Origin of the sequence: Corynebacterium hylobatis (assembly GCF_003955685.1) — a bacterium.
In the GTDB taxonomy this organism is placed as follows: Bacteria; Actinomycetota; Actinomycetes; order Mycobacteriales; family Mycobacteriaceae; genus Corynebacterium; species Corynebacterium hylobatis.
The window spans coordinates 192069-215745 of sequence record NZ_RXHJ01000006.1 but is presented as its reverse complement, the minus strand read 5'-3'; the positions used below and the strand labels follow the sequence as shown (position 1 = coordinate 215745).

25 protein-coding genes are annotated in these 23677 nt (G+C 67.2%); 17 read left to right on the top strand and 8 right to left on the bottom strand.

The window, feature by feature from the left end:
• Positions 1-87: 87 nt before the first annotated feature.
• From EAH68_RS06765 to EAH68_RS06755, 3 genes are all read left to right on the top strand, one after another.
• Positions 88-558: a MarR family winged helix-turn-helix transcriptional regulator gene (locus EAH68_RS06765; RefSeq protein ID WP_126120560.1), complete on the top strand. Its 471-nt coding sequence runs from the start codon at positions 88-90 to the stop codon at positions 556-558.
• Between the two features lie 95 nt (positions 559-653).
• Positions 654-1799, top strand: coding sequence for an RNA-guided endonuclease InsQ/TnpB family protein (locus EAH68_RS06760; RefSeq protein ID WP_126120559.1), 1146 nt, complete (start codon positions 654-656; stop codon positions 1797-1799).
• 87 nt (positions 1800-1886) lie between these two features.
• Complete coding sequence (locus EAH68_RS06755; RefSeq protein ID WP_126120558.1) at positions 1887-2723, top strand: helix-turn-helix domain-containing protein; 837 nt, start codon at positions 1887-1889, stop codon at positions 2721-2723.
• A 7-nt stretch (positions 2724-2730) separates the two neighbouring features.
• On the opposite strand, the gene EAH68_RS06750 is transcribed toward EAH68_RS06755, so the two are convergent.
• Entirely contained in the window at positions 2731-2994 is a 264-nt protein-coding gene (locus tag EAH68_RS06750) for a hypothetical protein (protein WP_126120557.1), read from the bottom strand.
• Between the two features lie 208 nt (positions 2995-3202).
• Between EAH68_RS06750 and EAH68_RS06745 the strand changes: the two genes are divergently transcribed.
• On the top strand, positions 3203-3508 hold the full coding sequence (locus EAH68_RS06745) for a CHY zinc finger protein (protein ID WP_126120556.1): 306 nt from the start codon (positions 3203-3205) through the stop codon (positions 3506-3508).
• 123 nt (positions 3509-3631) lie between these two features.
• Here EAH68_RS06745 and EAH68_RS06740 read toward each other — a convergent pair whose 3' ends face one another.
• Both EAH68_RS06740 and EAH68_RS06735 read right to left on the bottom strand, forming a co-directional pair.
• Positions 3632-4978, bottom strand: a complete 1347-nt coding sequence (locus EAH68_RS06740) for an MFS transporter (RefSeq protein WP_126120555.1) — start codon at positions 4976-4978, stop codon at positions 3632-3634.
• Between the two features lie 20 nt (positions 4979-4998).
• Positions 4999-6039 (bottom strand): MBL fold metallo-hydrolase, encoded by a 1041-nt coding sequence (locus EAH68_RS06735; protein WP_126120554.1) that lies wholly within the window; start codon positions 6037-6039, stop codon positions 4999-5001.
• A gap of 93 nt (positions 6040-6132) precedes the next feature.
• Here EAH68_RS06735 and EAH68_RS06730 point away from each other — a divergent pair, with 93 nt between their 5' ends.
• The 5 genes from EAH68_RS06730 (at position 6133) to EAH68_RS06710 (ending at position 9711) form a co-directional block, all read left to right on the top strand.
• On the top strand, positions 6133-7056 hold the full coding sequence (locus EAH68_RS06730; protein WP_126120553.1) for a LysR family transcriptional regulator: 924 nt from the start codon (positions 6133-6135) through the stop codon (positions 7054-7056).
• Between the two features lie 21 nt (positions 7057-7077).
• Positions 7078-7473 carry a YidH family protein gene (locus tag EAH68_RS06725; protein WP_126120552.1) on the top strand — a complete coding sequence of 132 codons (396 nt, stop codon included), beginning with the start codon at positions 7078-7080 and terminating at the stop codon, positions 7471-7473.
• Entirely contained in the window at positions 7473-7799 is a 327-nt protein-coding gene (locus EAH68_RS06720; RefSeq protein WP_126120551.1) for a DUF202 domain-containing protein, read from the top strand. Before EAH68_RS06725 ends, EAH68_RS06720 begins: the two co-directional genes overlap by 1 nt.
• A gap of 20 nt (positions 7800-7819) precedes the next feature.
• The gene (locus EAH68_RS06715) at positions 7820-8995 is read left to right on the top strand and encodes an MFS transporter (protein ID WP_126120550.1); all 1176 of its coding nucleotides are present in this window, start codon (positions 7820-7822) and stop codon (positions 8993-8995) included.
• Positions 8996-9198: 203 nt separating this feature from the next.
• On the top strand, positions 9199-9711 hold the full coding sequence (locus EAH68_RS06710; RefSeq protein ID WP_126120549.1) for a DinB family protein: 513 nt from the start codon (positions 9199-9201) through the stop codon (positions 9709-9711).
• Here the strand turns inward: EAH68_RS06710 and EAH68_RS06705 are convergent, their stop codons facing one another.
• The 4 genes from EAH68_RS06705 to EAH68_RS06690 form a co-directional block, all read right to left on the bottom strand.
• Entirely contained in the window at positions 9712-10740 is a 1029-nt protein-coding gene (locus EAH68_RS06705; protein WP_126120548.1) for an ABC transporter ATP-binding protein, read from the bottom strand.
• Positions 10741-10742: 2 nt separating this feature from the next.
• Positions 10743-12341 carry an ABC transporter permease gene (locus EAH68_RS06700; RefSeq protein WP_164546420.1) on the bottom strand — a complete coding sequence of 533 codons (1599 nt, stop codon included), beginning with the start codon at positions 12339-12341 and terminating at the stop codon, positions 10743-10745.
• An 11-nt stretch (positions 12342-12352) separates the two neighbouring features.
• The gene (locus tag EAH68_RS06695) at positions 12353-13417 is read right to left on the bottom strand and encodes an ABC transporter substrate-binding protein (protein WP_126120547.1); all 1065 of its coding nucleotides are present in this window, start codon (positions 13415-13417) and stop codon (positions 12353-12355) included.
• 101 nt (positions 13418-13518) lie between these two features.
• On the bottom strand, positions 13519-14325 hold the full coding sequence (locus EAH68_RS06690) for a TspO-related membrane protein (protein ID WP_164546419.1): 807 nt from the start codon (positions 14323-14325) through the stop codon (positions 13519-13521).
• A 122-nt stretch (positions 14326-14447) separates the two neighbouring features.
• Between EAH68_RS06690 and EAH68_RS06685 the strand changes: the two genes are divergently transcribed.
• The 8 genes from EAH68_RS06685 (at position 14448) to EAH68_RS06650 (ending at position 22046) form a co-directional block, all read left to right on the top strand.
• Entirely contained in the window at positions 14448-15989 is a 1542-nt protein-coding gene (locus EAH68_RS06685) for an SDR family oxidoreductase (RefSeq protein WP_126120546.1), read from the top strand.
• 275 nt (positions 15990-16264) lie between these two features.
• On the top strand, positions 16265-17068 hold the full coding sequence (locus EAH68_RS06680; RefSeq protein ID WP_126120545.1) for a glycosyltransferase family 2 protein: 804 nt from the start codon (positions 16265-16267) through the stop codon (positions 17066-17068).
• The gene (locus EAH68_RS06675) at positions 17065-18030 is read left to right on the top strand and encodes a polyprenyl synthetase family protein (RefSeq protein ID WP_126120544.1); all 966 of its coding nucleotides are present in this window, start codon (positions 17065-17067) and stop codon (positions 18028-18030) included. Before EAH68_RS06680 ends, EAH68_RS06675 begins: the two co-directional genes overlap by 4 nt.
• Positions 18023-18946 (top strand): phytoene/squalene synthase family protein, encoded by a 924-nt coding sequence (locus EAH68_RS06670; RefSeq protein WP_126120543.1) that lies wholly within the window; start codon positions 18023-18025, stop codon positions 18944-18946. The genes EAH68_RS06675 and EAH68_RS06670 overlap by 8 nt, the downstream gene beginning before the upstream one ends.
• Positions 18943-20556, top strand: a complete 1614-nt coding sequence (gene crtI, locus EAH68_RS06665) for a phytoene desaturase family protein (protein ID WP_126120542.1) — start codon at positions 18943-18945, stop codon at positions 20554-20556. Before EAH68_RS06670 ends, crtI begins: the two co-directional genes overlap by 4 nt.
• Positions 20549-20887: a lycopene cyclase domain-containing protein gene (locus EAH68_RS06660; RefSeq protein WP_439647613.1), complete on the top strand. Its 339-nt coding sequence runs from the start codon at positions 20549-20551 to the stop codon at positions 20885-20887. Before crtI ends, EAH68_RS06660 begins: the two co-directional genes overlap by 8 nt.
• Complete coding sequence (locus tag EAH68_RS06655; RefSeq protein WP_126120541.1) at positions 20884-21180, top strand: lycopene cyclase domain-containing protein; 297 nt, start codon at positions 20884-20886, stop codon at positions 21178-21180. The genes EAH68_RS06660 and EAH68_RS06655 overlap by 4 nt, the downstream gene beginning before the upstream one ends.
• Positions 21177-22046, top strand: a complete 870-nt coding sequence (locus EAH68_RS06650; protein ID WP_126120540.1) for a prenyltransferase — start codon at positions 21177-21179, stop codon at positions 22044-22046. The genes EAH68_RS06655 and EAH68_RS06650 overlap by 4 nt, the downstream gene beginning before the upstream one ends.
• 285 nt (positions 22047-22331) lie before the next feature.
• On the opposite strand, the gene EAH68_RS06645 is transcribed toward EAH68_RS06650, so the two are convergent.
• On the bottom strand, positions 22332-23663 hold the full coding sequence (locus EAH68_RS06645) for a M20/M25/M40 family metallo-hydrolase (protein WP_126120539.1): 1332 nt from the start codon (positions 23661-23663) through the stop codon (positions 22332-22334).
• Positions 23664-23677 lie beyond the last annotated feature (14 nt).

The following is a 23677-nucleotide window of genomic DNA, read 5'->3' as shown; positions in this document are numbered from 1 at the left end:
AGTAGATTCTCCTATCAGTAAAAAGTATTTGTATAATGCAAATGATATGCCGGAAAAGGAGATCTGACAATCACTGACCCAGGATCCATGGACGACCACCCTGACGACCTCGTCTACGAGTACATGCTCATGTCCCGGTACGCCGTGACCGGCACCCACCCCGACGGCCGCCGCGATGCGCTCGAACGCAGCGCCATGATCCTGCTCGCCCGCCTCGTCGCCGAAGGACCCATGACGGTCGCCGAGCTTGCCGACGCCTTCGATCTCGACGTCTCCACCATCCACCGGCAGGTCGCCGCCGCGATGAAGAATGGCCTCATCCTGCGCATCGACGACCCGGACGGGGGAGCCGCTCGCCGACACCGGCCTACCGCCGAGGGCAGACGTCGCTACGAGGAGGAGCTTGCCGCGCGGAGGACCTATGTGGACCGGGTCGTGGCCGACTGGTCGGCGGAGGACCGCCACACCTTCACCGCCTACCTGCGTCGTTTCAATGAGGACATGGAGGGGATGCTGAACCGGCCGTGGCCGCGCGGGGGTACTGATAAGCAGGCCTAGAATATGAAGTGACCAAGGGTCGAGCGCGCAAGCCCCTTGCTTTAGCTATGGGGATAGCGCATCAAGTGACAGGCAAACGTGCTATACCGTCAATTATGAGAGACAAGGCAGTAAAGCGGGCGTACAAGTACCGCTTCTACCCGACCCCCGAGCAGGCCGAACAGCTGGCCCGCACATTCGGGTGCGTCAGGTATGTCTACAGCCGGGCACTGGCCGAACGGTCACGCGCCTGGACTCAGGAACAACGCCGCGTCACTCATGCAGAAACCGACCGAATGCTTACCCAGTGGAAGCGCGACCCGGACACTGTATGGCTGGCGGAACCTTCCAAGGGGCCACTGCAAGCAGCCCTGCGGCACCTCCAGGACGCCTACAGCCGGTTCTGGAGCAAGCAAACCGGCTACCCGAAGTTCAAGAAGAAGGGGAAAACCCGGGACTCCGCGACATACTTTCGCAACTGCTTCACCTACCGCAGTGGGCAGATCAAGCTGGCGAAACAGTCAGAACCGCTGGATATTCGGTGGTCCCGACCACTACCGGAGGGGGCGGACCCGTCACAGGTCACCGTGTCCCGAGACTCAGCGGGTCGATACCACATATCCATTTTGGTCGAGGACACGATCACTCCACACACGCCTGCGGACACCACTGTCGGCATCGACGCGGGCATCACCACCCTCTACACCCTGTCTACCGGGGAGAAGATCACCAACCCCCGGCACGAGAAAAAGGACCGGGAGAAGCTGGCCAGGGCACAACGCCAACTCTCGAAAAGGCAGAAGGGGTCCAAGAACCGGGACAAAGCCCGCCGCAAAGTCGCCCGTATCCACGCCCGGATCGCAGACCGGCGACGCGACCACCTGCACAAGCTCAGCACTCGATTGGTGCGCGAAAACCAAGTGATCGCCATCGAGGATCTGAGCGTGCGGAACATGGTCAAAAACCACTCGCTGGCGCGTGTCATTTCGGATGCGTCGTGGGCACAGTTTTGCACGATGCTGGAGTACAAGGCCGGCTGGTATGGCCGGGAGGTTATCGCCATCGACCGGTTTTACCCATCAAGCAAGCAGTGCTCAGCGTGTGGGATGCTTCAGGATTTGATGCCGCTCAACATCCGCGAGTGGATGTGTCCGGGGTGTGGGGAAATCCACGACCGGGATGTCAATGCCGCGAAGAATATTTTGGCCGTCGGACTGGCGGTTTCAGCCTGCGGAGATGGTGTGAGACCGTCCCGCACCTAGTGCAGGAAGGCAGTCATCAATGAAACAGGAAAACCTCGGCCGCAAGGCCCAGGAATCCCCCGGCTTTAGCCGCGGGGAGGAAGTCAAATGCAGACACTGAAGTCCGAGATCAAGGAATTCCTCACCTCCCGCCGGGCCCGCCTCACACCCGGCGAGGTGGGCCTCCCCCTTGACGGCACGGCGCGCCGGGTGCCGGGTCTGCGTCGCGAGGAAGTCGCCGAGCTGGCCGGCATCTCGGTGGAGTACTACGTCATCCTCGAACGTGGTGACCTGAGCACCGCCTCGGAGCAGGTGCTCGCGGGTATCGCGGATGCCCTGCGTTTCGCCGACGCCGAGCGCCTCTACCTGCACAACCTGGCGCGAGCGAGCCGTGGTGTCGAGGCCTTCCCCGTTGCTCAGCCGGAACCGCGGGTGACGGGTCGGATCCAGAGCATCCTTGACGGTTTCACCCTCGGGGCGGCGTGGGTGCGCAACGAATACATGGACATCCTGGCCACGAACCGGGCCGCGCGGGTGCTCTATGAACCCATCTACCGGGCATTGCCGGACCGTCCCAACACCGCCCGCCACGTGTTCCTGGCCGAGAACGCCCGTTCCTTCTGGATCGACGCGGACTACTACGCCGATGCGTTCGCGGCGAAGCTGCGCCTGGAGAGCGCCGCCCATCCCCGGGATCCCCGACTGAAATCCCTGGTGGCGGAGTTGACCGAGAGGTCCGAGGCCTTCCGCAGCCGCTGGGCGACCGCCGAGGTCAGCCTGCTCACCAACGGCATCAAACGCTTCCACCACCCGGAGGTCGGCAGACTGGACCTGCACTTCGAGACGATGGAACTACAGAGCGCGCCGGGTCTGATAATGAGCTTCTACCTGCCTGATGACGCCGCGACGGCCCGGGGCCTCGCTGCGCTGCGGCAGCAGAGCTGAAGAGTGGCTACTTCCTCTGCCCGGCCTTCCACTCCGCCGGGGTGGGTGTGCCGGGGACCCGGTGGCCGGCACCGAAGTCCTGCGGGGTCCGGACCTTGCCGCGGGCAGCCGACATGACGCTGTGCACCAGGAGCAGGAAGGCGATGATGAAGGCGATCACCGCGAGGACCTTACTGAGTGTGTCCTCCCGGCCGAAGAGCCAGTAGCCGCCACCGAAGATGGCGATGGCCAGCAGATTCTCCAGGGTGATGTGCAGGAACAGACGTGTCACGGTGATCTCCTCCAGGTCATTTATTTTCAACCTAGATGCGGAGCCGACGCAAAGGGGAATCCTGCGGAGTAAAGGATTTACTCCCCAGTTGCCGGCTGGGTGATCTGCTGGCGTCCGCGGCGGGGAGGGTGAGGGACTGGGGCAGGGGCGTCGACAAGCGGGATCGGCGCCCTGCCAGGGAGCGGATTGCCGTATTAGGGTCGGGGACATGAAGATCCAGGGCGTCAACGTCGATGGGCAGGGCCGGTGCGCCCATTACCGCGGGCTGCGCGATGTGGTTGGCAACTGCTGCGCCACCTGCGGGAAGTACTGGGCCTGTCACGCCTGCCACCACGAACTGGCCGACCACCCTTTCGGCCGCATGCCCTTGACTACCCCGGCCTCCGTGGTGTGCGGCGCCTGCGGACACACGATGGGTTATCCGGAGTACTCCGCGGCCGCAGCGTGTCCGAACTGCGCCCACCCCTTCAACCCGGGGTGTGAGCTCCACGCGCCGATCTATTTCGAGCTTTAACGTCGCTCATCCAGTTCAGGATGCAGGACGGCAGGGAAGTAAAGAAACGCCGGCAGGAACACTCCTGCCGGCGTTTCTTTCTGCGGTCTCACCCCGAACACCTGGTCCGGGCGGAAGAGACTGTTAGATCTGGGCCAGGTTCTTCTTGCTGCCCTCCACTGAGATGAGCACCGCGAAGCAGCAGGCTGCCAGGACTGCGATCCAGATTCCACCCAGCAGGGCGGTTCCGGCAGCGGTGGCCATGACGGCTGCCGCGATCATCGGGCTGAAGCCGGCACCCAGGGTGGAGGCGGTCTGGAAGGCCACCGAGGAACCGGTGTAGCGGACCTTGGTGGGGAACAGTTCCGCGATGAAGGCGCCCAGGGGGCCGAACATGAAGCCCTGCAGGCCCTGTCCCAGGATCACCGCCACAGCGTAGGCCGGGACAGTACCGAGGCTGATCAGGTAGAGGATCGGGAAGACCGCGAGCATGGCGCCGATCATGCCGGCGGCCAGGACCTTCTTCCGGCCGAGGCGGTCGCAGAGGCGGGCGCTGATGATGGTCGCGCCGAGCATGACGAAGGCACCGGCAGCCTTGGCGTTGAGGACACCCGTCTTGTCGGCACCGTTGGCCACGACCTCGTTGACCGCCCACACGGTGACCATGCCCGCCATCGTGAACTGTGCCACACCGGCGGTGATGCCGATGGCCAGCTGACGTCGGTTGTTACGGAAGACATCCATCACCGGCATGCGGCGGTCATCGGCCTTCTGCTCCAGCTCCTGGAACAGCGGGGACTCCTGGACGCGGAGGCGGATGATCAGGGCGATGAGCACCAGGACGGCACTGATGAGGAAGGGGATGCGCCAGCCCCAGGAGAGGAACTGCTCATCGGGGAGGAGTGTGGCCGCGGACATGGCCAGGGTGGCCAGGGTGGCACCGGCCGGGGCACCCATGTTGGCGAAGCTGGCGGCGAATCCGCGCTTACCCTTCGGGGCCTGTTCGAGGGCGATGAGCATCGCCCCGCCCCATTCGCCACCTACGGAGATGCCCTGGACGATGCGCAGGGTGATCAGCAGGACGGCGGCCAGGGAGCCGATGCTCTCGGCAGTGGGGATCAGGCCCATGGCGGTGGTTGCCACGCCCATCATCACCATGGACAGGACCAGCATTTTCTTCCGGCCCAGGCGGTCACCGAAATGGCCGAAGATCATGCCGCCGAGGGGGCGGGAAAGGTAGCCGACCGCGAGGGTGCCGAAGGAGGCGAAGGCGGCCATCGCGGGGCTCAGGCCCACGAAGAACACCTGGTTGAACACCAGCGCTGCGGCGGTGGCATAGAGGAGGAAGTCGTAGTACTCGATGGCGCTGCCCACGAAGCTCGAGGTGAGGATGCGCCGCATGTGCGGTGTGTTGAGCGAGCCTTCCTCATGCGGGCCCGCCGGCTTCGTCACCGTGGGATCCGTTCCTGGGAGGAGTTTCTGCTGTGTCATTTCCGGTTCCTCATTCCTGTCTAGATCCGGTGGGCGGCGGGTGACGGGGTTCGGGCGAAGCTCAGGTGGTCAAGATCCTGCGGTATCTGCAGTGGGCCGTCGTAGTGTCGGCCGGCCTGCGCCCACACCTCGGGGTTGGCGTTGCCGGGGACGAGATGGTGCAGGGCCAACCGGTGGGCACCGGCGGCGGTGGCGATCTGACCTGCCTGTTCCGGGGTGGTGTGGGACTTGCGGTGGTGCTCGAGGGTGGCCTCCCGGGTCGCAGCCGAGACATCAGAGTAGGCGGCTGCGGCCCAGTCCATGTCGATCGCCTCATGCAGCAGCAGGTCCGTGTCTGTGGCCAGGCGGACCAGGTTGTCGCAGGGGGCGGTGTCTCCGGAGATGGTCACGGAACCGGCGGCGGTCTCGAAGCGGAATGCGAAGGCCGGGGCGATGGGTGGGTGAGCGACCAGGGTGGCGGTCACCGTGACCAGGTCATCGCGGTAGATGACGAAAGGCTCCACATCGTCCGGGGTCGGGTTGTCGTTGGGGTGGAAACCTGTTTCGACGGGAACTTGGATGTCCTCCGGCTGGAAGACCGTGTACGGCGACGGGCGCAGGGAGTCGAGCATACGGTCGGTGATGTCAGTGGAGTAGGCGCGGAAGAGGTGCTCGACCATCTTCACCGTCCCCGCGGTGGGGGCATCCGGGAACTGGGGGCTGACGGGGCCGGAGGCGTTCGGGTTGATGGCGGGAAGCATTCCGCGGTCGCCGGGACCGATCACCTTGACGGGGTTATCTTCCCGGCCGGCCATCATCCAGCCGAAGAGCAGGAAGCCCGGGAGGTCGACGGTGTGGTCGGAGTGGAGGTGGGTGATGAAGATGCCGCGCAGCTGCTTCGGGTTCAGCCCGGCGGCGGCGAACTGGGAGGCGGAGGCCCGGCCACAGTCGACGAGGTAGACCGCATCACCGACCACCACGGCGGTGGAGATGCCGCAGCGGTGCCCCTGCTGTGCGCCTGCGCCCCAGAAGCGGGGGCCGCCTGCGGTGCCGAGGGTCACGACATAAGGATGAAGGTTCATTTTGTCTCCTGAGTTACTTGAGTGGGTACAGTATGATCCGAAGCACAACATTTGAAAAGCAAATCTTGTTTTACTCAAACCTAAGGAATATTTATGTTTGCCAATGCGACGCTCCGGCAGATGGAGTACTTCGTCGCCGTTGCGGACAACGGAACCGTCGCGGCAGCAGCTGACCAGCTCTTTCTCACCCCGAGCGCACTGTCGCTCGCCCTGGGCAACCTGGAGAAATCCATCGGGGCGAAGCTCCTGGTCAGACAGCGGGCCAAAGGAACCTACCTCACCGCCACCGGCAAAGAACTGGTTGTCCACGCCCGCCAGGTGCTGGCTGCAGCCCAGAACTTCGAGTCAGCGGTGGAGATGATCCAGGGGGAACTGGTGGGACCCCTGCGCGTCGGCTGCTTCGAGACATTGTCCCCCTGGGTGATCCCACCGATCCTGGAGTACTTCTCCCGCACGCATCCCCGCGTGTCAGTGGAGGTCCTGGAGGCATCCTCTGAAGAGCTGGAGGAGAAACTCCAGCGGGGCCAGCTGGACGCGGCATTCATGTTCCAGTTGCAGGTGCCGCGGGATCTGGAGTCTGTGGGGGTGGCCCAGTTCCGGCCGCAGGTCATGTTGTCGCCGGATCACCCCCTGGCTGCCTTCGAGGAACTGTCCCTGGAACAACTCGAGGGGGAGGACGCCATCCTGCTCAGCCTCACCTCGGCCCTGAACCTGGCCAACTCCATCCTGATGAGCGCCGGTTTCACACCCAACATCAGGTGGAAGGTCCGCAACGTCGATACGCTCCGCTCGTTGGTCGGGCGGGGCTTCGGGTACAACATTGTGCTGGGACGTCCGGGCAGGAGCGACACACACGACGGACTACCACTGGTATTCCGCAACATCGCCAACGAACTCCCCGAGAATTCCCTGCGCCTGGTGTATCCGAAGGGCAGCTCGAAAAACGCCCGTCTCGAGGCCCTCCAGGAGTTCGCCCTCCGGGAGTTTCCCCGCCTCAGCACCCACACCACCCTCTGAAACCACTCCGAAAGGACACCCATGACCTCGCCAACCGCCCCCCAGCCCCGGGAACCCGAAGCACGCCGGGACTGGGAGAACAGAGTCCTCGGTGGGGGAGAGGAACCCGACCCACGTTTCACCCTGGCCAACGAACGGACCTTCCTCGCCTGGACGAGAACCTCCCTCGCATTCCTGGCCGGCGGCATCGCCCTGGCGGCTTTCCCGCTGGAGCAGATCTCCGATGAGATCCGCACCCTCACGGCCATCTTCGTGGTCGTCATCGGCCTGTTGATCTCCGGGGGCGCGGCCATGCGGTGGCTGCGGGTGGAACGCGCCATGCGTCACGGCCGGCCCCTGCCCATTCCCGCAATCGTGCCGCTCCTGTCCTTTGCCGCGGTGTGCGCCTGCGTACTGACGATCGTGATGCTCTTCTGATGTCCACCCCGCTCATCCATGATGATCCCGGCCTCCAACCGGAACGGACCACCCTCGCGTGGACCCGCACGACGGTGTCCTACGCGGTGTGCAGCGCCATCCTGCTGCGTTGGCTGCCCCATTATGGGTTTTATATCGTGGCGCTCATCGGGCTCATGGTGGCGATGGCCTTCGGTATCTACGCCACCCAGCGCGCCCGGCACCACACCTCCGTGCAGGGTCTGGTGGCGGGTCGTGTCCGTGCCCAGGTGGGTGCCGTCGTGACCATGACGCTGGCGCTGATCGGCTTCGGGGTCGCCGGCATCATCCTGATCCTGATCAGCTGATCTGCCATAGGCTGAGACTCATGCCCGCCCCTGCTTATACGCGCCGCGCTCTCACCGCCCTCATGATCGCCCAGGTCATGGCCGGGCTGGGGCACGGCGTGACCTTCTCCATGGGGGCGTTGCTGGCTGCGGATCTCGCGGGGACGATGTGGGGTGGTTCGGCCGCGACCGTCACCTCGGTTGGCGCGGGGGTGTGGGCGATCCCGCTGGCGCGGATCGTGGGCGTGCGGGGACGCCGGGCGTCGCTGAGCACCGGCCTGATCCTCGGCATGGGCGGTGCCCTGTTGGCGCTGGCCAGCGCTGAGACCAGGTTCTTCCCCCTCCTGCTCCTGGGTTTCTTCCTCCTGGGCGCTGCCGTGGCGATGAACCTGCAGTCGCGTTTCGCCGCGGCCGATCTCACCGAGGAAAACCAGGGACGCAACATCTCCCTGGTGGTGTGGTCGACCACGGTGGGGGCAATCCTCGGCCCCAATCTCTTCGCCCCGACGGAGGCCCTGGGGGCGGTGCTCGGCCTGCAGCCTTTCGCAGGGGCCTACCTGGTCTGCCTCGTGGCGCAGCTGGTCGCGGTGCTCGTCCTGCAGGTGATGCTGCGGCCTGATCCCACTCCGGTCGCCGCCGGGAAGGCCACGGGGCCGGTGCGGGTGTCGGAGCACCCGGTGGTGTTCTCTGCGATCGTCTCCATCGCGATCGCCCACTTCGCGATGGTCGCGATCATGTCCATGACCGCCGTGCACATGCACGGTCACGGCGCATCCATGACGCTGATCGGGCTGACCATTTCCTTCCACGTCGGCGGCATGTACGCTCTCGCCCCGGTCTTCGGCCTGCTCAGCGACAAGGCAGGCACCCCGTTGACCATCGGACTGGGCATCGCGATGATGCTCATCTCGGCGCTGATCCTGCTGCCCTTCTCCCAGGTGGACTCGGTGGTCGTGGTGTCGCTGCTTCTGCTCGGGGTTGGTTGGTCGGCCACCCTGGTGGGTTCCTCCGCCCAACTCACCGCAGCCGCCCCGGTGGAACTGCGGGCCGCCCTGCAGGGCCGCAGCGATTTCAGCATGAACATCGCCGGTGCGCTCGGGGGAGTGGTGGCCGGACCGGTGGTCTCCGTGTGGGGGATGCCCGCCATGGCCGGTCTGGTGGTTGTCCTCATCGTGGTGCAGCAGCTCTGGGCGCTGCGGGCGCGCCGGTCCGTCTGAGACGCCATCCGCCCGGTGATTTCTGGGCCACCGGCTTCCTGGTGGTGTGTGGCGTTTCAGGTTCTGCAGGCAAAATCCGCCGATCTGTCTGAAATGTCGCACGCCGGGACGGTTCCGGCCCACCGGCGTTCTCGACCCGTGTGGCGTTTCAACATCCGGCGATGTCAGCAACCTCGCAAAACACCAGGCGTATCCTGTGTCTCATGGACATCAAGGATGCATACCTCAATCTCATCGACCGCGCGACAGCCAACCTCGAGCGTGTCCCGCAGCTCTCCCCGGCCCAGCTGAACACCCAGCCGGGCGGTCACCCGAACTCCGCCGCGTGGAACCTCTGGCACGCCGGCCGCGTCCTGGATCTGATGGGTGCCTCGGCGCTCGCGGGCCAGCCGCAGGTGTGGGAGGAGCAGGACTACCGCACCAGCTTCAACCTGGGAGAGGCGGGTGAGCAGACCGGTTTCGGCCACAGCCCGGAAGAGGCGATCTCCATCGTTGTGGAGGACCGCGACATGCTGGTCGACTACATCAGGGACTCCCTCAACGCCCTGCGCAGGTACGTCGACACCCTGGACCCGTCCGGCTTCGACAAGGTCATCGGTGAGTTCAAGGGTGAGCCGGAGACGGTCCAGGGCCGTCTGAGTCTCATCCTCATCGATGCACTCCAGCACGTGGGCATGGTGCAGTACATCGGTGGTGCCCCGGAACTGGGCAGGTAATCAGGCCGGATAGGCCAGGGGCCGGTGGATGCGCATGCCCACCGGATCCCCCACCTCGGGGCGGGGGCCGCGCACCGTCGCCCGGAAGACCGTGTCCAGCACGTCGAGAGTGACGGACCAGTCGCCGGCGTCGTAGAGCACGGAACGGATCCGGGCAGCAAGCGCACCCGGGGTGCCCGCGGGCAGGACCTCCACGGCGGAGGGCAGGACCGCCAGGGTCAGGGCGTCGGCGGTGCCGAGGAACTCCACCTCGTCCCGGTTCCAGCTCAGCGGGCCGGCGGTGACGCGGGTGCCGTACGTGGCGTCGAGAAGCGTCGCGTCAGCGATGAAGGCAGCGACCTGCGCGGTGCCCGGACGCTGCACGAGTTCCTGCGGCGTGGCGATCTGCTGGATACGCCCCGCACCCAGCACGACGACACGGTCCGCGATCGACAATGCCTCCGAGCGGTCGTGCGTGACGTGCACGGTGGTCAACGCTTCACGACGCGTCAGCGTCACCAGTTCGCGGCGGAGGTTGTCGCGCAGGGGTTCGTCGAGGGCGGACAGGGCCTCGTCGAGAAGCAGTGCCGTCGGCTCGGCGATGATGGCGCGCGCCAGGGCCACGCGCTGGCGTTGCCCGCCGGAGAGCGAATCCGGGCGGCGCTGGCCGAAGCCGTCGAGCCCGACCAGCTCGAGGGCGCGGGTGACGCGCTGCTCACGCTCCTGCTTCGCGACGCCCCTGCGCTTGAGCGGGTACGCCACGTTCGCTGCCACCGTCATGTGCGGCCACACGGCATGCTGCTGGAAGACCATGCCGATGCCGCGTTTCTCCGGCGGCACGCGGGTGACGTCCTGCCCACCGAGGGCCACGTGCCCCCGGCTGGCGGGGAGGAAACCGGCGATGGTGCGCAGCAGCGTCGTCTTGCCGGAACCCGAGGCCCCGATGAGCGCGACGAATTCCTCCGGTCGGACGCTGAGGTTCACGTCCGCCAGGCCGGTGGTGCCGTCCGGGAAGGTGACGGTGAGGTCGTGGATGTCGATGGCCGACACGGTCAACTCCTGACTTTTGGGGAGCGCACGGTCAACGCCAGGGCGACGATGCCGACGAGCGCGAACATCAGCGACAGCGCCGATGCCTGGTTGTAGTTCCCTGCCTGCTGCAGGTTGAACACCTGCACGCCGAGGGTGGTGGTGCCGGGCGCGATGAGGAGGATGGACACCGTCAGCTCACGCACGGCGGTGACGGCGACGAGCACCGCCCCGGAGAAGGCCGCCGGGACAGCCATCGCGCCGGTGGTGCTCAGCAGCGCCCGGAGGCGGCCGGCACCGCTGATGCGGGCGGCCTCCTCCACCGCGAGCGGTGTGTTCTGCAGCGGGGCGCGCACCGCCTGCAGCACCATCGCCGTGAAGGCGCAGACATAGGCGCCGAGGATCACCCACATGGTGTTGTAGATGCCGGTGTAGCGGCCCAGGATGAGCCAGCCGACACCGATGATCAGGCCGGGCAGCGCCGTGGGCAGCAGCACGGTCAGCGTCAGGGCGGTGTTGCCGACAAAGCGCGTGCGGGTGACCAGCAGGCCGATGAGCCAGCCCAGCACGCCCGCGATCACAGCCGTGGCCACCGCCAGGGTGACGGAGTTGCTGAAGCCGTCCGCGACGCGCGGGTTGTCCAGCGAGCGGCGGAAATTCTCCAGCGTGATGGTGTCCAGGGTGAGGGGGATGCCGGGGGCGGGCAGCAGGGCGCGGTAGGCCAGACCCAGGATCGGTCCCAGGGTCAGCGTCAGGCCCAGCACCCAGGCGGTGACGGTGACCGGCCACCGGGCACCACCCAGGTCGAAGCGCGTGGCCTGCCCGGTGTCCTGGAGCTTGGAGGCCGCGCGGTTGGCCACCAGATGGTCGGCGGTGACGGCACCGATGCCGAGCACGAGCAGCAGCACCCCGATCGTGGAGACCACCTGCAGCGGGTTGCCCACCGTGCCGGATTCCATGAAGCGGTAGATCATGGTGGCCAGGGTCTCGAAGCGGGCCGGGGAACCCAGCAGCGCGGGGATACCGAAATCAGCCAGGTTGGCCACCGCAGTCAGCGTGAAGGCCGAGAGCAGCGCGGGGCGCAGCAGCGGCAGGGTCACCGTCCGCAGCACCATCAGGGTGCCGGCCCCGCTGATCCGCGCCGCCTGCTCCAGGTCGGAGGGGATGGAGCGCAGTCCGGCGGAGACGATGACGTAGACGATGGGGTACGAATGCAGGATGAGCAGGAAGGTCACCCCGTCCGCACCGTAGATGTCCCATATCTCGGTGCCGAAGAAACGGTTGAGGCCCTGGTTCGGGCCGAAGAGCTGCAGCCAGGCGATCGCCCCGATGAAGGGCGGGATGAGCAGCGGGGAGAGCAGGAACAGCCGCAGCACCGTGGTGCCGGCCGCGTTCGTGCGGTCGAGCAGCAGGGCGATGGCGGTGCCGACGATGACGGCGCCGAGGGCGGAGAGCAGTGTGGTGTAGGTCGAGTTCCACACCGCCTCACCCAGGCCCTGGTCGAGCAGGGTGGGGATCTGGTTGCCGCCCGCGGCGAGGGCGACGACGAGCGCCAGGGGCGTGACGAACAGTCCGAGGACCACCAGCCACACCCCGACGCGCATCAGGGACAGTGAACGCATGTGTTTAATGTCTACTGCATGGCGTTCTGGAACAGCTCGACGGCTGCGTTCTTGTCCTCGGTGACGACCTGCAGGTCCGGGGTCATCAGGGCGATGTCAGCCAGGGCCGGGGTGCCTTCCGGGGTGCCGACGTCCTCGCGCACCGGCAGGTAGGCCTGGTCGACGGCGATCTGCTGGCCCTCCTCGGAGAGCAGGAAGCTGATGTAGCGCTCCGCGGCCTCCTTCTGGTCGGAGTCCTCGAAGACACCCGCCGGCTCCGTGATGTACGGGGCACCCTCGGTCGGGTAGACCGCGGTGATCGGGGAACCGGCGCCAGCCAGGTCGCGGACCAGGTAGTCGACGACCACGCCGACCGGGTGGCCGCCGGCGGCGATCTCCTGGGAGGTCGGGCCGTTGGACTGGGCGATCATCGGCTGGTTCTCGCCGAGGGCGTTGATCCAGTCCTCGCCGAGCTGGGAGTCGTTCTTCCACACCGAGGCATTGAAGGCGGCGGCACCGGAGACCGCCGGGTCCGGCATGACCAGCTGGCCGGCGTACTGCGGATCGACCAGATCGGCCCAGGACTGCGGGGCATCAGCTTCGTCGATGACATCGGTGTTGTAGGCGATGACGGTGGGGATGATGCGGGTGCCCACGTAGAAGCCCTCGGCGTCGACGGCCTCCTCAATGAGATCGGAGGTGTCCACGTCCTGCAGCTCCGCGAGGTCGCCGGCGGCCTTGTAGGTCTCGAAGGTGGCGGCGTCGGCGGCCCACAGCACGTCGGCCTCGATGTCGCCGGACTGCTTCTCCCCGGCGATGCGCGCGGTGAGGTCACCGGTGCCGGCGCGGTAGACCTCGACCTCGATGTCCGGGTTGGCGGCCATGAAGGCGGCGTTGATCTCGTCGACCTTCTCCTCCGGCTCAGAGGTGTAGACCGTGAGCGTGGTGACCTCCGAGGCGGCGGTCGCGTCGGTGGTGGCCGCCGCACCGGAATCCTCGGAGGGCTCGGCGCAGGCGACGAGCAGGACGGTGGCGGCTCCGACGGCGGCGCTGGCGAGCAGCGGGCGGCGGAAGCGGGGACGGGGGAAGGAAACCATGTTCGGGCACCTTTATTGATCGGTGGGGCTGTTGTGCTGCCGGGTGGCGGTCAATAATAATCTCACGGTTCCGGCGGACGCGCAGCGCGAAGGGGGGCACGTCACCTTCGCAAGCGGCCGATGGCGGGGGAGAGCAGGACGACGGCCGCTGCGATGCCGCCGGCCCAGACCAGTGCCTGCGATTCGAACTGGCCCTCGGTGCGGGCGATGGCGATCCAGGCCAGGCCCCAGGCGGTGGCCAGCGCGGGCGCGATCCGGCCGCCGTCGAGTATCGCCGCCGCCACCGCGACGACGGCCGCGACGATGATGCCGGTGACACCCAGGGGAACCTCGAGCACGATCTCCACTCCCGCGTTGGCGAGCCAGGCCCAGGTGTTGGCGAAAGTCGCCACCAGTACCCAGCCGAAGTAGAGGCCGAAGACGCCGTCGGTGAGCACCTGTTCGACGATCCCACCGGTGCGTGGCTGGCCCAGGATGAACATGATCCGGATGAGCACCGCCAGCAGGAGCACGATCACCGCCACGGAACCGATGAGCGAGTCAAGCTGGACCATCCAGATCCAGGCGGCATTGAGCAGCAGGGAGGCCAGGGCCCACGGGCGCAGCACGCGCTGGCGTTCCGAGGTCCGGGCTGTCTTCGACAGCTGCCAGAGGGCGTAACCGATCAGGCCGAGGTAGATCACGCTCCAGATGCGGAAGGCCGGCCCCCCGGGGGCGAGTGGCGTGGCATCAGCGGAGAGGGCACCGCCGGCAGCCTCATTGACGGCGGTGCCGCCGTGCGCTCCGCTGCCCAGGTAGGCGAGGGCGATCGCGACGGCGGTACCGAGGAGGGTGACCACGGGTAGCAGCCAGCTGCTCTCACGGGTGGTGGTTGTTGCGGTTGATGTCGTTGTGGTGGTTGGGGACATGGGTGACACCTCCTGCCCGCAAGTTTAGGGATCTTTCAGGTCCCTTGTGGTGGCTGTCACAGTTTGGTATCTGCGCCGCTTCTCGGCTCCGTCCCTGCCCCCGGATATCTACCCTGGGACCCATGGCTCCTTCAGTCCCTCCCACCCTGGAATACACCGCCCGCCATCCCGGGCGGACAGTGCTGGTCACCGGCGCCTCCGGCTACGTCGGCGGCCGTCTGGTCACCGAACTGCTCGCCGCCGGTTTTCAGGTGCGGGCCTCCTCCCGCCGGGTCGGCAGCCTGGACCGCTTCGACTGGAGTGACGAGGTCGACCTGGTCGAAGCAGATCTCACCGACCCTGAGGACGTCACCCGCATCATGGCGGGTGTGGACGTCGTCTTCTACCTCGTGCACTCGATGGGGGACAAGGGCCAGGACTTCGAGGATGTGGAGAAGCGCACCGCCACCACCGTCGCCCGCGCCGCGAAGGGGGCCGGGGTGCAGCAGATCGTGTATCTCTCCGGCCTGCATCCCCGCGGCCGTGAACTGGAGGAACTGTCCCGGCACATGCGCTCCCGCGAGCGGGTGGCCCGCATCCTGCTCGAGGGGGAGGTCCCCGCGCTGGTGTTCCGGGCGGCCACCCTCATCGGTTCCGGCTCCGCCTCCTTCGAGATGATCCGGCACCTCACCGAACGTCTGCCGGTGATGGTGGCACCGCGCTGGATCTCCAACCGTATCGAGCCCCTGGCCATCCGGGATGCCCTCTATTATCTCGTCGCTGCGGCGGACCTCGACGAGCCCGTGAACCGGGCCTGCGACATCGGCTGCGGTCAGACCTACGAATTCGCTGACCTGCTGCGCATCTATGGTCGGCTCAACGGTCTGCGCCGGCACATCTACTCGGTCCCGCTGAGCCTGCCCATGGACCGCCTGTCCGGCGCGTGGATCGGCCTGGTCACCCCCGTACCTTCTACGCTGGCTGTTCCCCTGGCCCAGTCCATGGCGGAGGATGCCGTCACTGAGGAGCACGGTATCGCCGAGATCATCCCCGACCCGCCCCAGGGACTGATCGACTATCCCCGGGCGGTGGAGCTGGCCGTCAAGGCTGAACGGGGCCGCGGGGTGCCCACCTCCTGGGACCGGAGCTGGAACCGGGTCAGTGACGCCGCTGACAGTATGCCCACCGACCCGGGCTGGTCCGGCGAATCCGTCTACGAGGACGTCCGCTCCGGTGATTCCGATCTGCCGGCTGAGCAGGTGTGGGCGGTGGTGGAGGGGGTCGGCGGGTCCAGTGGATGGTATTCGGCCCGCTCGCTGTGGCGCATCCGCGGCATCATCGACCGCCTCATCGGTGGTCCGGGCCTCGGGGGCCGCCGGGACCCCCGCAGCCTGGCGGTGGGGGACCGGGTCGACTGGTGGCGCGTGGTTGAACTCGACCCGCCCCGGCGGCTGGTGCTCGCCGCCGAGATGAAGGTCGACGGGCGCGCCTGGCTTGTCATGGAGGTCAGGGAGCGGGAGGACGGAAAACCGGGCTGCACCTATGTCCAGCGGGCCCTGTTCGCGCCCACGGGCCTGCCTGGACGGCTCTACTGGTGGTCCGTCCTGCCTTTCCATGCCCTGATTTTCCCGGTCATGCTGCGCAATATCCTGGAAGCCGCTGAGGGGCAGGGGGTGAGGGGGTGAGGGGAGTCAGCCACCCCTGAGGCGCTCTTTACCGCTTAGGTGGGGTTGCGCTGAACGCATTTCATAAGACAATGGTTTCACGTGAAACCTAAGGTCATTCTGCTTCCTGCCTGGCCACCCGGTGGGGCATCGGTCAGCCGGTAGGGGAGCTTGGTAGGGGCCCCATATACTTAACCTCGGGAAAATACACGCTTGTCTAGTTATAATAATTTCCTGTCTGTACAACACTGATCGCACACGACCCCGACCGCAACCGCCCACCCCGAAAGAAGTCAATGAAGGATCTTCCCGACCCCGTCGGACCGCGCACGGTCAGCGTGGTCATCCCGTGCCTGAATGACGCGGTGCTCCTGCGGCGCTGTCTCGACAGCCTCCGCGCCCAGCAGGTGCCTGCTGATGAGATCATCGTGGTGGACAACGGGAGCACCGATGATTCGGCGGAGGTCGCCCGCCGCGGCGGAGCACGCGTGGTCACCGAGCCGCGCCGCGGCATCACGTGGGCGACCCTGGCCGGCTTCGAGGCCGCCACTGGTGACATCCTCGTGCGTATCGACGCCGACATCCTCGCCCCCGAGGACTACATCGCCCGCCTCCACCGTGCCTGGGACGCCGCCGAGGTATCCCCGGGACGCCGCGTCATCGGGGTGACCGGTACCGCCCACTTCGAACTCGGCGGTGCGCTGGCACCGCTGAAGGGCTTCGTCAGTGGTCTCTACCTCGGCGCCTACCAGCGGGCCGTGGGCTCCGCCCTGGGCCATCACCCGCTCTTCGGCACCAACTTCTCCGTGCGCGCCGACTGGTGGGCCGAGGTCCGCGACACCGTCGGCTTCAGTGACCCCTACGTGCACGAGGACATGCACCTGTCCTTTGCGGTACGCCCGGACGAGACCGTCTGGTTCCAGCCCGACCTCGTGCTGGCCATGGATGACCGCGCCCTGCGGGGTGCGCGACAGCTGACGGTGCGCTTCCGCCGCGGCTTCTACACCGTCTTCCACAACTGGCGCCGCCACCCGCCCCACCGCCGCCTGGCGCAGCGCGGACTGCTGGGGCGCCGCCTGCAGGAGGTGCTGGCATCATGAGCATGGACCTGGACCAACGGGTCAACGACTCACTACAGCTGCTGAGCGAGTTCCTCGACCGCGGCCGCAACCACGTGCCCCACGGCGCCCGGCTGCTGGCCATGGCCTACGAGGGCGTCGTCGCCTTCTCGCTCGGCGGCAAACACCTGCGCTCGCGGCTCGTGCACATCTCCGCCGGCGAGGTCACCGGCGGACAGCTCTACGCCGCGACGGTCTTCGGCGCGTGCGTGGACCTGCTGCACGGGGCCTTCCTCATCCACGACGACATCATTGACCGCGATGACATGCGCCGCGGTCACCCCACCGTCCACGCCGCCGTCCGCGATGAATTCGGTGACGCCCACCTCGGGACCTCCCTGGCTATCGTCGCCGGGGACCTGGGCATCAACGGTTCCCTCCAGCTGCTGCTGACCTCCGATCTGGATGATGCGCTCGTCCGTCAGAGCATGCGCCTGCTCTCCGCCGCCGCGCACGAGACCATCACCGGTGAGATCCTCGACATCGCGCACATGGCCGACCCGGAGCCAGATCTGGAGCAGGTACGCCTGAGCAACCACCTCAAAACCAGCGAGTACAGCTTCGGCACCCCGCTGAAACTCGGCGCCCTGGCCGCCGGACGTGACCCGGCCCCGATGAAGCCGATCGCCCACGCCCTGGGCAACGCCTACCAGGCGGCCGATGACATCGCCGGCGCGGTGGGTGACAGCCAACTCACCGGTAAGACGGCCGCCGGGGACGTCGTGCAGGGACGCGCGACACTGATGACCATGCGGATGGACGCGGACCGTGCCGCCGACCCGGAGCACCTCGCGGAAATCGTCGGGGCGGTCATCACCGAAGGGGATGCGCATCTGGCGCAGGCCCGCCAGCTCATCGACGACACCGACCTTGCCCCCGGCATCCGGGAAGGGCTGCACCACGTGACCAACCGGATCGAGAGGATGCTGCGCACCCATGTCTGAACCCGTTTCCCCCGCCCCTGAGCAGCGGGCGGAGTTCCTGGACCGCTATGACCGTGCTGCCGTCCGCGCCGCCCACCAGGTGATTCTGTCGTACTCGACCAGTTTCTCCCTGGCCACCCGCCTGCTGGAGAAGCAGGTGCGCACCGATATCCGCAACCTCTACGCCATGGTGCGCATCGCCGACGAGATCGTCGACGGCACCGCCCAGGCCGCCGGTATGTCCCATGAGGAGGTGGGCCAGGCCCTCGACGATTACGAACACGCCGTCCTCGCCGCCCCGGCCCGGCGCTTTCATGTGGACCCCGTCCTGCACGCCTACGCCCTCAGCGCCCGGCGCTGCGGTTTCAACCCCGAGCACGTGGTGGCCTTCTTCTCCTCCATGCGCTGCGATCTCAACCAGGCCAGCCATGACGCACGCAGCTTCGAGGACTACGTCTACGGCTCCGCCGAGGTCATCGGTCTGCTGTGCCTGGCAGCCTTCCTCGTCGACCATCCCGTCACGGAGGCCGAGCACGCCCGGCTCGAGGCCGGGGCCCGGTCCCTCGGCGCCGCCTTCCAGAAGATCAACTTCCTCCGCGACCTGGCCGAGGACTCCGGTGCTCTGGGCCGTACCTACTTCCCCGGACTCGGCGAGCAGGGTCTGACCGAGGAACACAAGACAGAACTCATCGCCGACATCCGCACCGATCTCGCCGACGCCCGCGCCGTCATTCCCATGCTGCCCGTCTCGGCACGGGTGGGGGTGCTGGCAGCCACCGAGCTGTTCGCCGAACTGACCGACCGCATCGAGAAGCTCCCGGCCACTGAACTGACGCTCCGCCGCGTCAGCGTGCCGCGCGCCGCGAAAGCGGCGATACTTGCCAGGGCCGTCGCCAAGGCGCCCCAACTGAACCGCAGAAAAGGACCCCGACCATGACGAAGACGACGAAGACCATGCCCCGCACCGCGGTGGTGATCGGGGCCGGTGTCGCCGGCCTGGCCACCGCCGCGCTCCTGGCACGCGAGGGCGTGGACGTCACCGTCATCGAACGCACCGACGCCGTCGGCGGGCGCGCGGGGGACCTCACCGTGGCGGGGCACGAGGGTTTCCGCTGGGATACCGGCCCCTCCTGGTACCTCATGCCCGATGCCTTCGACCACTTCTTCCGCCTGTTGGGCACCACCACCGAGGAGCAGTTCGAGCTGGCTGACCTGCACCCGGCCTACCGTCTCTTCCCGGAGGGGGATGCCCCGCTGGACGTGCCGAGTGGCGTCGAGGAGGCGGTCAGCCTCTTCGAGTCCCTGGAACCCGGCGCGGGAGAGAAACTACGCGAATACCTCGACAGCGCCGGGGACACCTACCGCATCGCCATCGAGCGTTTCCTTTACACGACCTTCTCCACCCCGGGGCCGCTGCTGCACCGTGATGTCCGCGAGCGCCTGGGCCGGCTCATCGGCTTCCTCACCCGCCCGCTGGAGGACCACGTCAACGAACGTTTCGAGGACCGCCGTCTCCGTCAGATCCTCACCTACCCGGCGGTCTTCCTGTCCTCCCGTCCGGAGGACACCCCCTCGATGTACCACCTGATGAGCCACACCGACCTGGTCCAGGGCGTGCGCTATCCCGTCGGTGGCTTCACCGCCGTCATCGGGGCGATCCACCGTCTGGCGCTCGAGCAGGGGGTCCGGGTGTGTCTCGACACCGAGGTCACCGCGATCACCACAGCAGGTGCCGGCCGCCGCGAACGGGCCACCGGCGTGCGGGTGCGGGGGGCCGACGGAACCGTGCGCGAGATCGCCGCGGACATCGTGGTCTCCGGAGCGGACCTCCATCACACCGAGAACCGGCTGCTTCCTGAGCGGTTGCGCACCTACCCGGAGAAGTACTTCGCCTCCCGGGACCCGGGCCTGGGTACCGTACTGGTCATGGCCGGTGTACGTGGACGTCTGCCGCAGTTGACCCACCACAACCTGCTGTTCAGCCGGGACTGGTCGGAGGACTTCGCCGCCGTCTTCGACGGTCCCGTTCCTTCCCGTCCGCTGGGAGCCTCCCACTCCATCTATGTCTCCATGCCCTCGGCCTCTGACCCGGAGGCCGCCCCGGAGGGCCACGAGAACCTCTTCATCCTCGTGCCCGTGCCCGCGGCCGAGGAGGTCGGCCACGGAGATGCGTTCCGCGACTCCGCCTCCCCGGCGGTGGAGGCCATCGCGGAGGCCGCGATCACGGAGATCGCCGAGTGGGCGGATATCCCTGACCTGGCTGAGCGCATCGTCGTGCGCCGCACGATGGGGCCGGCCGATTTCGCCGAGCGCTACCATGCCTGGCGCGGCGGTTCGATCGGCCCCGGTCACTCCCTGCGCCAGTCCGCCTTCCTGCGCGGGCGCAACGCCTCCCGGAAGGTGGACGGCCTCTACTACGCCGGCGCGACCACCGTTCCCGGTGTCGGCGTGCCCATGTGCCTGATCTCCGCGGAGAACGTGCTCAAGCGCCTGCGCGGTGACGCGAGTCCGGGTCCGCTGCCCGAGCCGGGTGATGCCCGTGATTGAGTTCACCTACCTGGCCATCCTCCTGTTCCTGCTGGTGTGCATGGCGCTGTGCGACTGGCGCTGGAAACTCAGCTTCTTCCTGCATCCGCGCCGCGCCACCATCCTCAGCGTGGTGGTCGTCGCGGCCTTCCTCGCCTGGGACGGCCTCGGCATCGTCACCGGCACCTTCTTCCGCGGGGACACCCCCTACATGACGGGTGTCCTGCTCGCCCCCGAGCTGCCCCTGGAGGAACTGTTCTTCCTGTTCTTCCTCACCTACCTGACCATCAATCTCACCTCCGGCACCCGGCTGCTTCTCGACGCCCGCTCCACCCCAGGCAGGCCCTCATGACCTACCTGCTCATCAGCCTGCCCTTCCTCCTGCTTGCCGTGGTCCTGGGGGTCGTGCGCCGCAACCAGGCCCCGCGTCAGCTGGCGGTGACGGCCATCGTCGCAGCGGTGCTCCTCGTCCTCACGGCGGTCTTCGACAACCTCATGATCTGGGCGGGGCTGGTGGCCTACGGCGATGCCCAGCGTCTGGGTCCGCAGATCGGGCTGGTGCCGATCGAGGACTTCTTCTACCCGCTCTTCGTCGCACTCATCGTCCCGGCCTTCTGGCCGGGCAGGAAGCAGGACCGTAAATGAGGATCATCCGCGGAATACTCTCCGCCTCCCGCCCCGTCAGCTGGGTCAACACAGCCTTCCCCTACGGTCTGGCCTACCTGCTCTCCGGTGGGTCAGTGGACTGGCTGTTCTGGGTCGGGGTGGTCTTCTTCCTCATCCCCTACAACATCGCCATGTACGGGATCAACGATGTCTTCGACTACGAATCCGACATCCGCAACCCCCGTAAGGGTGGCGTCGAGGGTGCGGTCCTGCCCCGGTCGATGCACGCCCCGCTGCTGTGGGCCTCCGCGGTCACGACCATCCCTTTCCTCGTGGTGCTCTACGCTGCCGGCACGTGGATCTCAGCCGCCTGGCTGAGCCTGGCGATGGCTGCGGTCGTCGCCTATTCCGCTCCTCCGTTCCGCTTCAAGGAACGTCCCGTCCTCGACTCGGTGACCTCCTCGGCGCACTTCGTCACCCCGGCGATCGTCGGCGCCACCATCACCGCCGGCACGACGGGCGGGAATTTCTGGTTCGCGGCGGGTGCCTTCTTTCTCTGGGGCATGGCCAGCCACGCCCTCGGCGCTGTGCAGGACGTACGTGCCGACCGTGAGGGCGGCCTGAGTTCCATCGCCACCGCCTTCGGCGCCCGCCTGACCACCCGCCTGGCCGCCGGTGCCTACCTGGTGGCCGCCCTGCTGATCTTCGCCCTGCCCTCCCCGGGTTGGATCGTCGGCCTGGCCGGACTCGGCTACGTGGCCAACACCATGCGCTTCTGGAACATCACCGACGAGACGTGCGAGGACGTCAACCGCGCCTGGCGGGTCTTCCTCTGGCTGAACTACCTGGTGGGTGCGATCGTCACCATCACGCTGATTGCGGTGCACCCCAGCCTGCTGGGGTAACCACCGTCCGGAGGAGACCGTAGGGGGCGGTCACTCCCGGCCAGCCGGCAATTTCCGCTGCTCACGCGAAAGCGGCACGCGGGTGCGGGAGGCACGATAAAGTGCGACTGGTCCCCTTGGAACGGTTCCTGTTCAGGGGTTCACCACCGGGCCCCGATCCGCCCACGCCCTGAACTGCACGACCATCCTCGAATGAGAAAACATCATGCAGCTTCCGGATGACACCGCCGACCTCTCCGGCCAGCGTTGACACGCTTCTTTCCCTGGTCCCCTGAGAACGCCCTCCTACACCCCGCAGAAACGCCGCACCAGGGAGCGGTAGGCCTGCACCGTGAGGTCGAGGTCCGCCAGGTCCAGGTGCTCGTCGTGGGTATGCAGCTGGGAGAAGACGTCACCGAGGGTGCGCTCGCGGGCGTGCAGCGCGAAGCCGTAGCCGTTGCCGCCGAGGCGACGGCCGAAACGCAGGTCGGAGCCGCCGGCGGCGATGGTGGGCACGACGGGCACGCCGGGGAAGAACTCGTCGAAGGTGGCCACCAGCGCCTCGTAGAGCGGGCCGGAGGTGGGGGAGACCGTCGCCGGCTCCGAGATGAGGTGTTCGATGCGGACCTGATCGGCCATGTCGCCGAGGCCCTCGATGAGGATCTTGTCCACATCATCCTGGCTGGTGCCCGGCAGGGGGCGGATGTCCAGGTCAAGGGTGGCCGAGGAGGGCAGCACGTTGATGGCTGTGCCAGCGCGCATGATGGTCTGGGAGATGGTCAGGCGCGACAGGGCGTGGGCGTAGCGTTTGAGGTCCTCACCGAAGTGCTCGAAGGCGGCCGGGTCGGTGCCGCTGAGAAGCGCAGTCTCGATCTCGGGGGAGAAGCGGAAGGCGCGGACGAAGCCCTGCCACAGCGGGTCGCGGGAGACGGGGATGTCGATATGCGAGATGCGGCGGGCGACCTCCGCCATCTTCACGATCGCCGAGTCCCGGCCGTAGGGGTTGGAGCCGTGGCCGGCGTCGCCGGAGACGTGCAGGCGGCGCTGCGCGGCACCCTTCTCACCGACGACCAGGACCAGCGCATCGGAACCATCGGCGATGGGCAGGTGGGAGCCGCCGGTCTCCGAGACGGTGTTGCGCCAGGAGAAGGCCTCGGGGTGGTGCTCGGAGAGCCACTTCGCGCCGAGTCCGCCACGCGCCTCCTCATCGGCGACACCCACGAAGGTGAGCGTGCCGGTGGGGCGGCCGGTGCGGGCGGCGTCGCGAAGCACGGCGGCCATGGACGCGGTGATGAAGAGCATGTCCATCGCCCCGCGGCCGTAGACGCGGCCGTCGTGGATCTCGGCGGCGAAGGGATCGACGGTCCAGCGCTCCCGGTCGACGGGTACGACGTCGGTGTGGCCGAGGAAGGTGAGCGGTTCGGCGTAGGGGTCGGTGCCCGGCAGGGTGACCACGATGCTCACCCGGCCGGGCGCGGACTCGTAGCGGCTGATCTCCACGCCGGGCACGCCGTCGAAGAAGAGCTCGAGGGTGTCGGCGTTGCGCACCTCCTGGCCCGAGGCGGGGGTGAGGTCGTTGACGCAGGCATTGCGGATGAGCGCGCGGAGCAGGGAGAGGGTCTCGTCGTAGAGGGACATGGACTCCAACCTAT

Bases quoted from the DNA above. Each gene is read 5' to 3' on its own strand.
- EAH68_RS06730 (WP_126120553.1), top strand. From the start codon at position 6,133: ATGTTTGCCAATGCGACGCTCCGGCAGATGGAGTACTTCGTCGCCGTT.
- EAH68_RS06645 (WP_126120539.1), bottom strand. From the start codon at position 23,663: ATGTCCCTCTACGACGAGACCCTCTCCCTGCTCCGCGCGCTCATCCGC.
- EAH68_RS06755 (WP_126120558.1), top strand. From the start codon at position 1,887: ATGCAGACACTGAAGTCCGAGATCAAGGAATTCCTCACCTCCCGCCGG.
- EAH68_RS06655 (WP_126120541.1), top strand. From the start codon at position 20,884: ATGACCTACCTGCTCATCAGCCTGCCCTTCCTCCTGCTTGCCGTGGTC.
- EAH68_RS06685 (WP_126120546.1), top strand. From the start codon at position 14,448: ATGGCTCCTTCAGTCCCTCCCACCCTGGAATACACCGCCCGCCATCCC.
- EAH68_RS06725 (WP_126120552.1), top strand. From the start codon at position 7,078: ATGACCTCGCCAACCGCCCCCCAGCCCCGGGAACCCGAAGCACGCCGG.
- EAH68_RS06715 (WP_126120550.1), top strand. From the start codon at position 7,820: ATGCCCGCCCCTGCTTATACGCGCCGCGCTCTCACCGCCCTCATGATC.
- EAH68_RS06765 (WP_126120560.1), top strand. From the start codon at position 88: ATGGACGACCACCCTGACGACCTCGTCTACGAGTACATGCTCATGTCC.
- EAH68_RS06720 (WP_126120551.1), top strand. From the start codon at position 7,473: ATGTCCACCCCGCTCATCCATGATGATCCCGGCCTCCAACCGGAACGG.
- EAH68_RS06690 (WP_164546419.1), bottom strand. From the start codon at position 14,325: ATGTCCCCAACCACCACAACGACATCAACCGCAACAACCACCACCCGT.
- EAH68_RS06740 (WP_126120555.1), bottom strand. From the start codon at position 4,978: ATGACACAGCAGAAACTCCTCCCAGGAACGGATCCCACGGTGACGAAG.
- crtI (WP_126120542.1), top strand. From the start codon at position 18,943: ATGACGAAGACGACGAAGACCATGCCCCGCACCGCGGTGGTGATCGGG.
- EAH68_RS06745 (WP_126120556.1), top strand. From the start codon at position 3,203: ATGAAGATCCAGGGCGTCAACGTCGATGGGCAGGGCCGGTGCGCCCAT.
- EAH68_RS06700 (WP_164546420.1), bottom strand. From the start codon at position 12,341: ATGCGTTCACTGTCCCTGATGCGCGTCGGGGTGTGGCTGGTGGTCCTC.
- EAH68_RS06735 (WP_126120554.1), bottom strand. From the start codon at position 6,039: ATGAACCTTCATCCTTATGTCGTGACCCTCGGCACCGCAGGCGGCCCC.
- EAH68_RS06710 (WP_126120549.1), top strand. From the start codon at position 9,199: ATGGACATCAAGGATGCATACCTCAATCTCATCGACCGCGCGACAGCC.
- EAH68_RS06680 (WP_126120545.1), top strand. From the start codon at position 16,265: ATGAAGGATCTTCCCGACCCCGTCGGACCGCGCACGGTCAGCGTGGTC.
- EAH68_RS06675 (WP_126120544.1), top strand. From the start codon at position 17,065: ATGAGCATGGACCTGGACCAACGGGTCAACGACTCACTACAGCTGCTG.
- EAH68_RS06760 (WP_126120559.1), top strand. From the start codon at position 654: ATGAGAGACAAGGCAGTAAAGCGGGCGTACAAGTACCGCTTCTACCCG.
- EAH68_RS06695 (WP_126120547.1), bottom strand. From the start codon at position 13,417: ATGGTTTCCTTCCCCCGTCCCCGCTTCCGCCGCCCGCTGCTCGCCAGC.
- EAH68_RS06650 (WP_126120540.1), top strand. From the start codon at position 21,177: ATGAGGATCATCCGCGGAATACTCTCCGCCTCCCGCCCCGTCAGCTGG.
- EAH68_RS06670 (WP_126120543.1), top strand. From the start codon at position 18,023: ATGTCTGAACCCGTTTCCCCCGCCCCTGAGCAGCGGGCGGAGTTCCTG.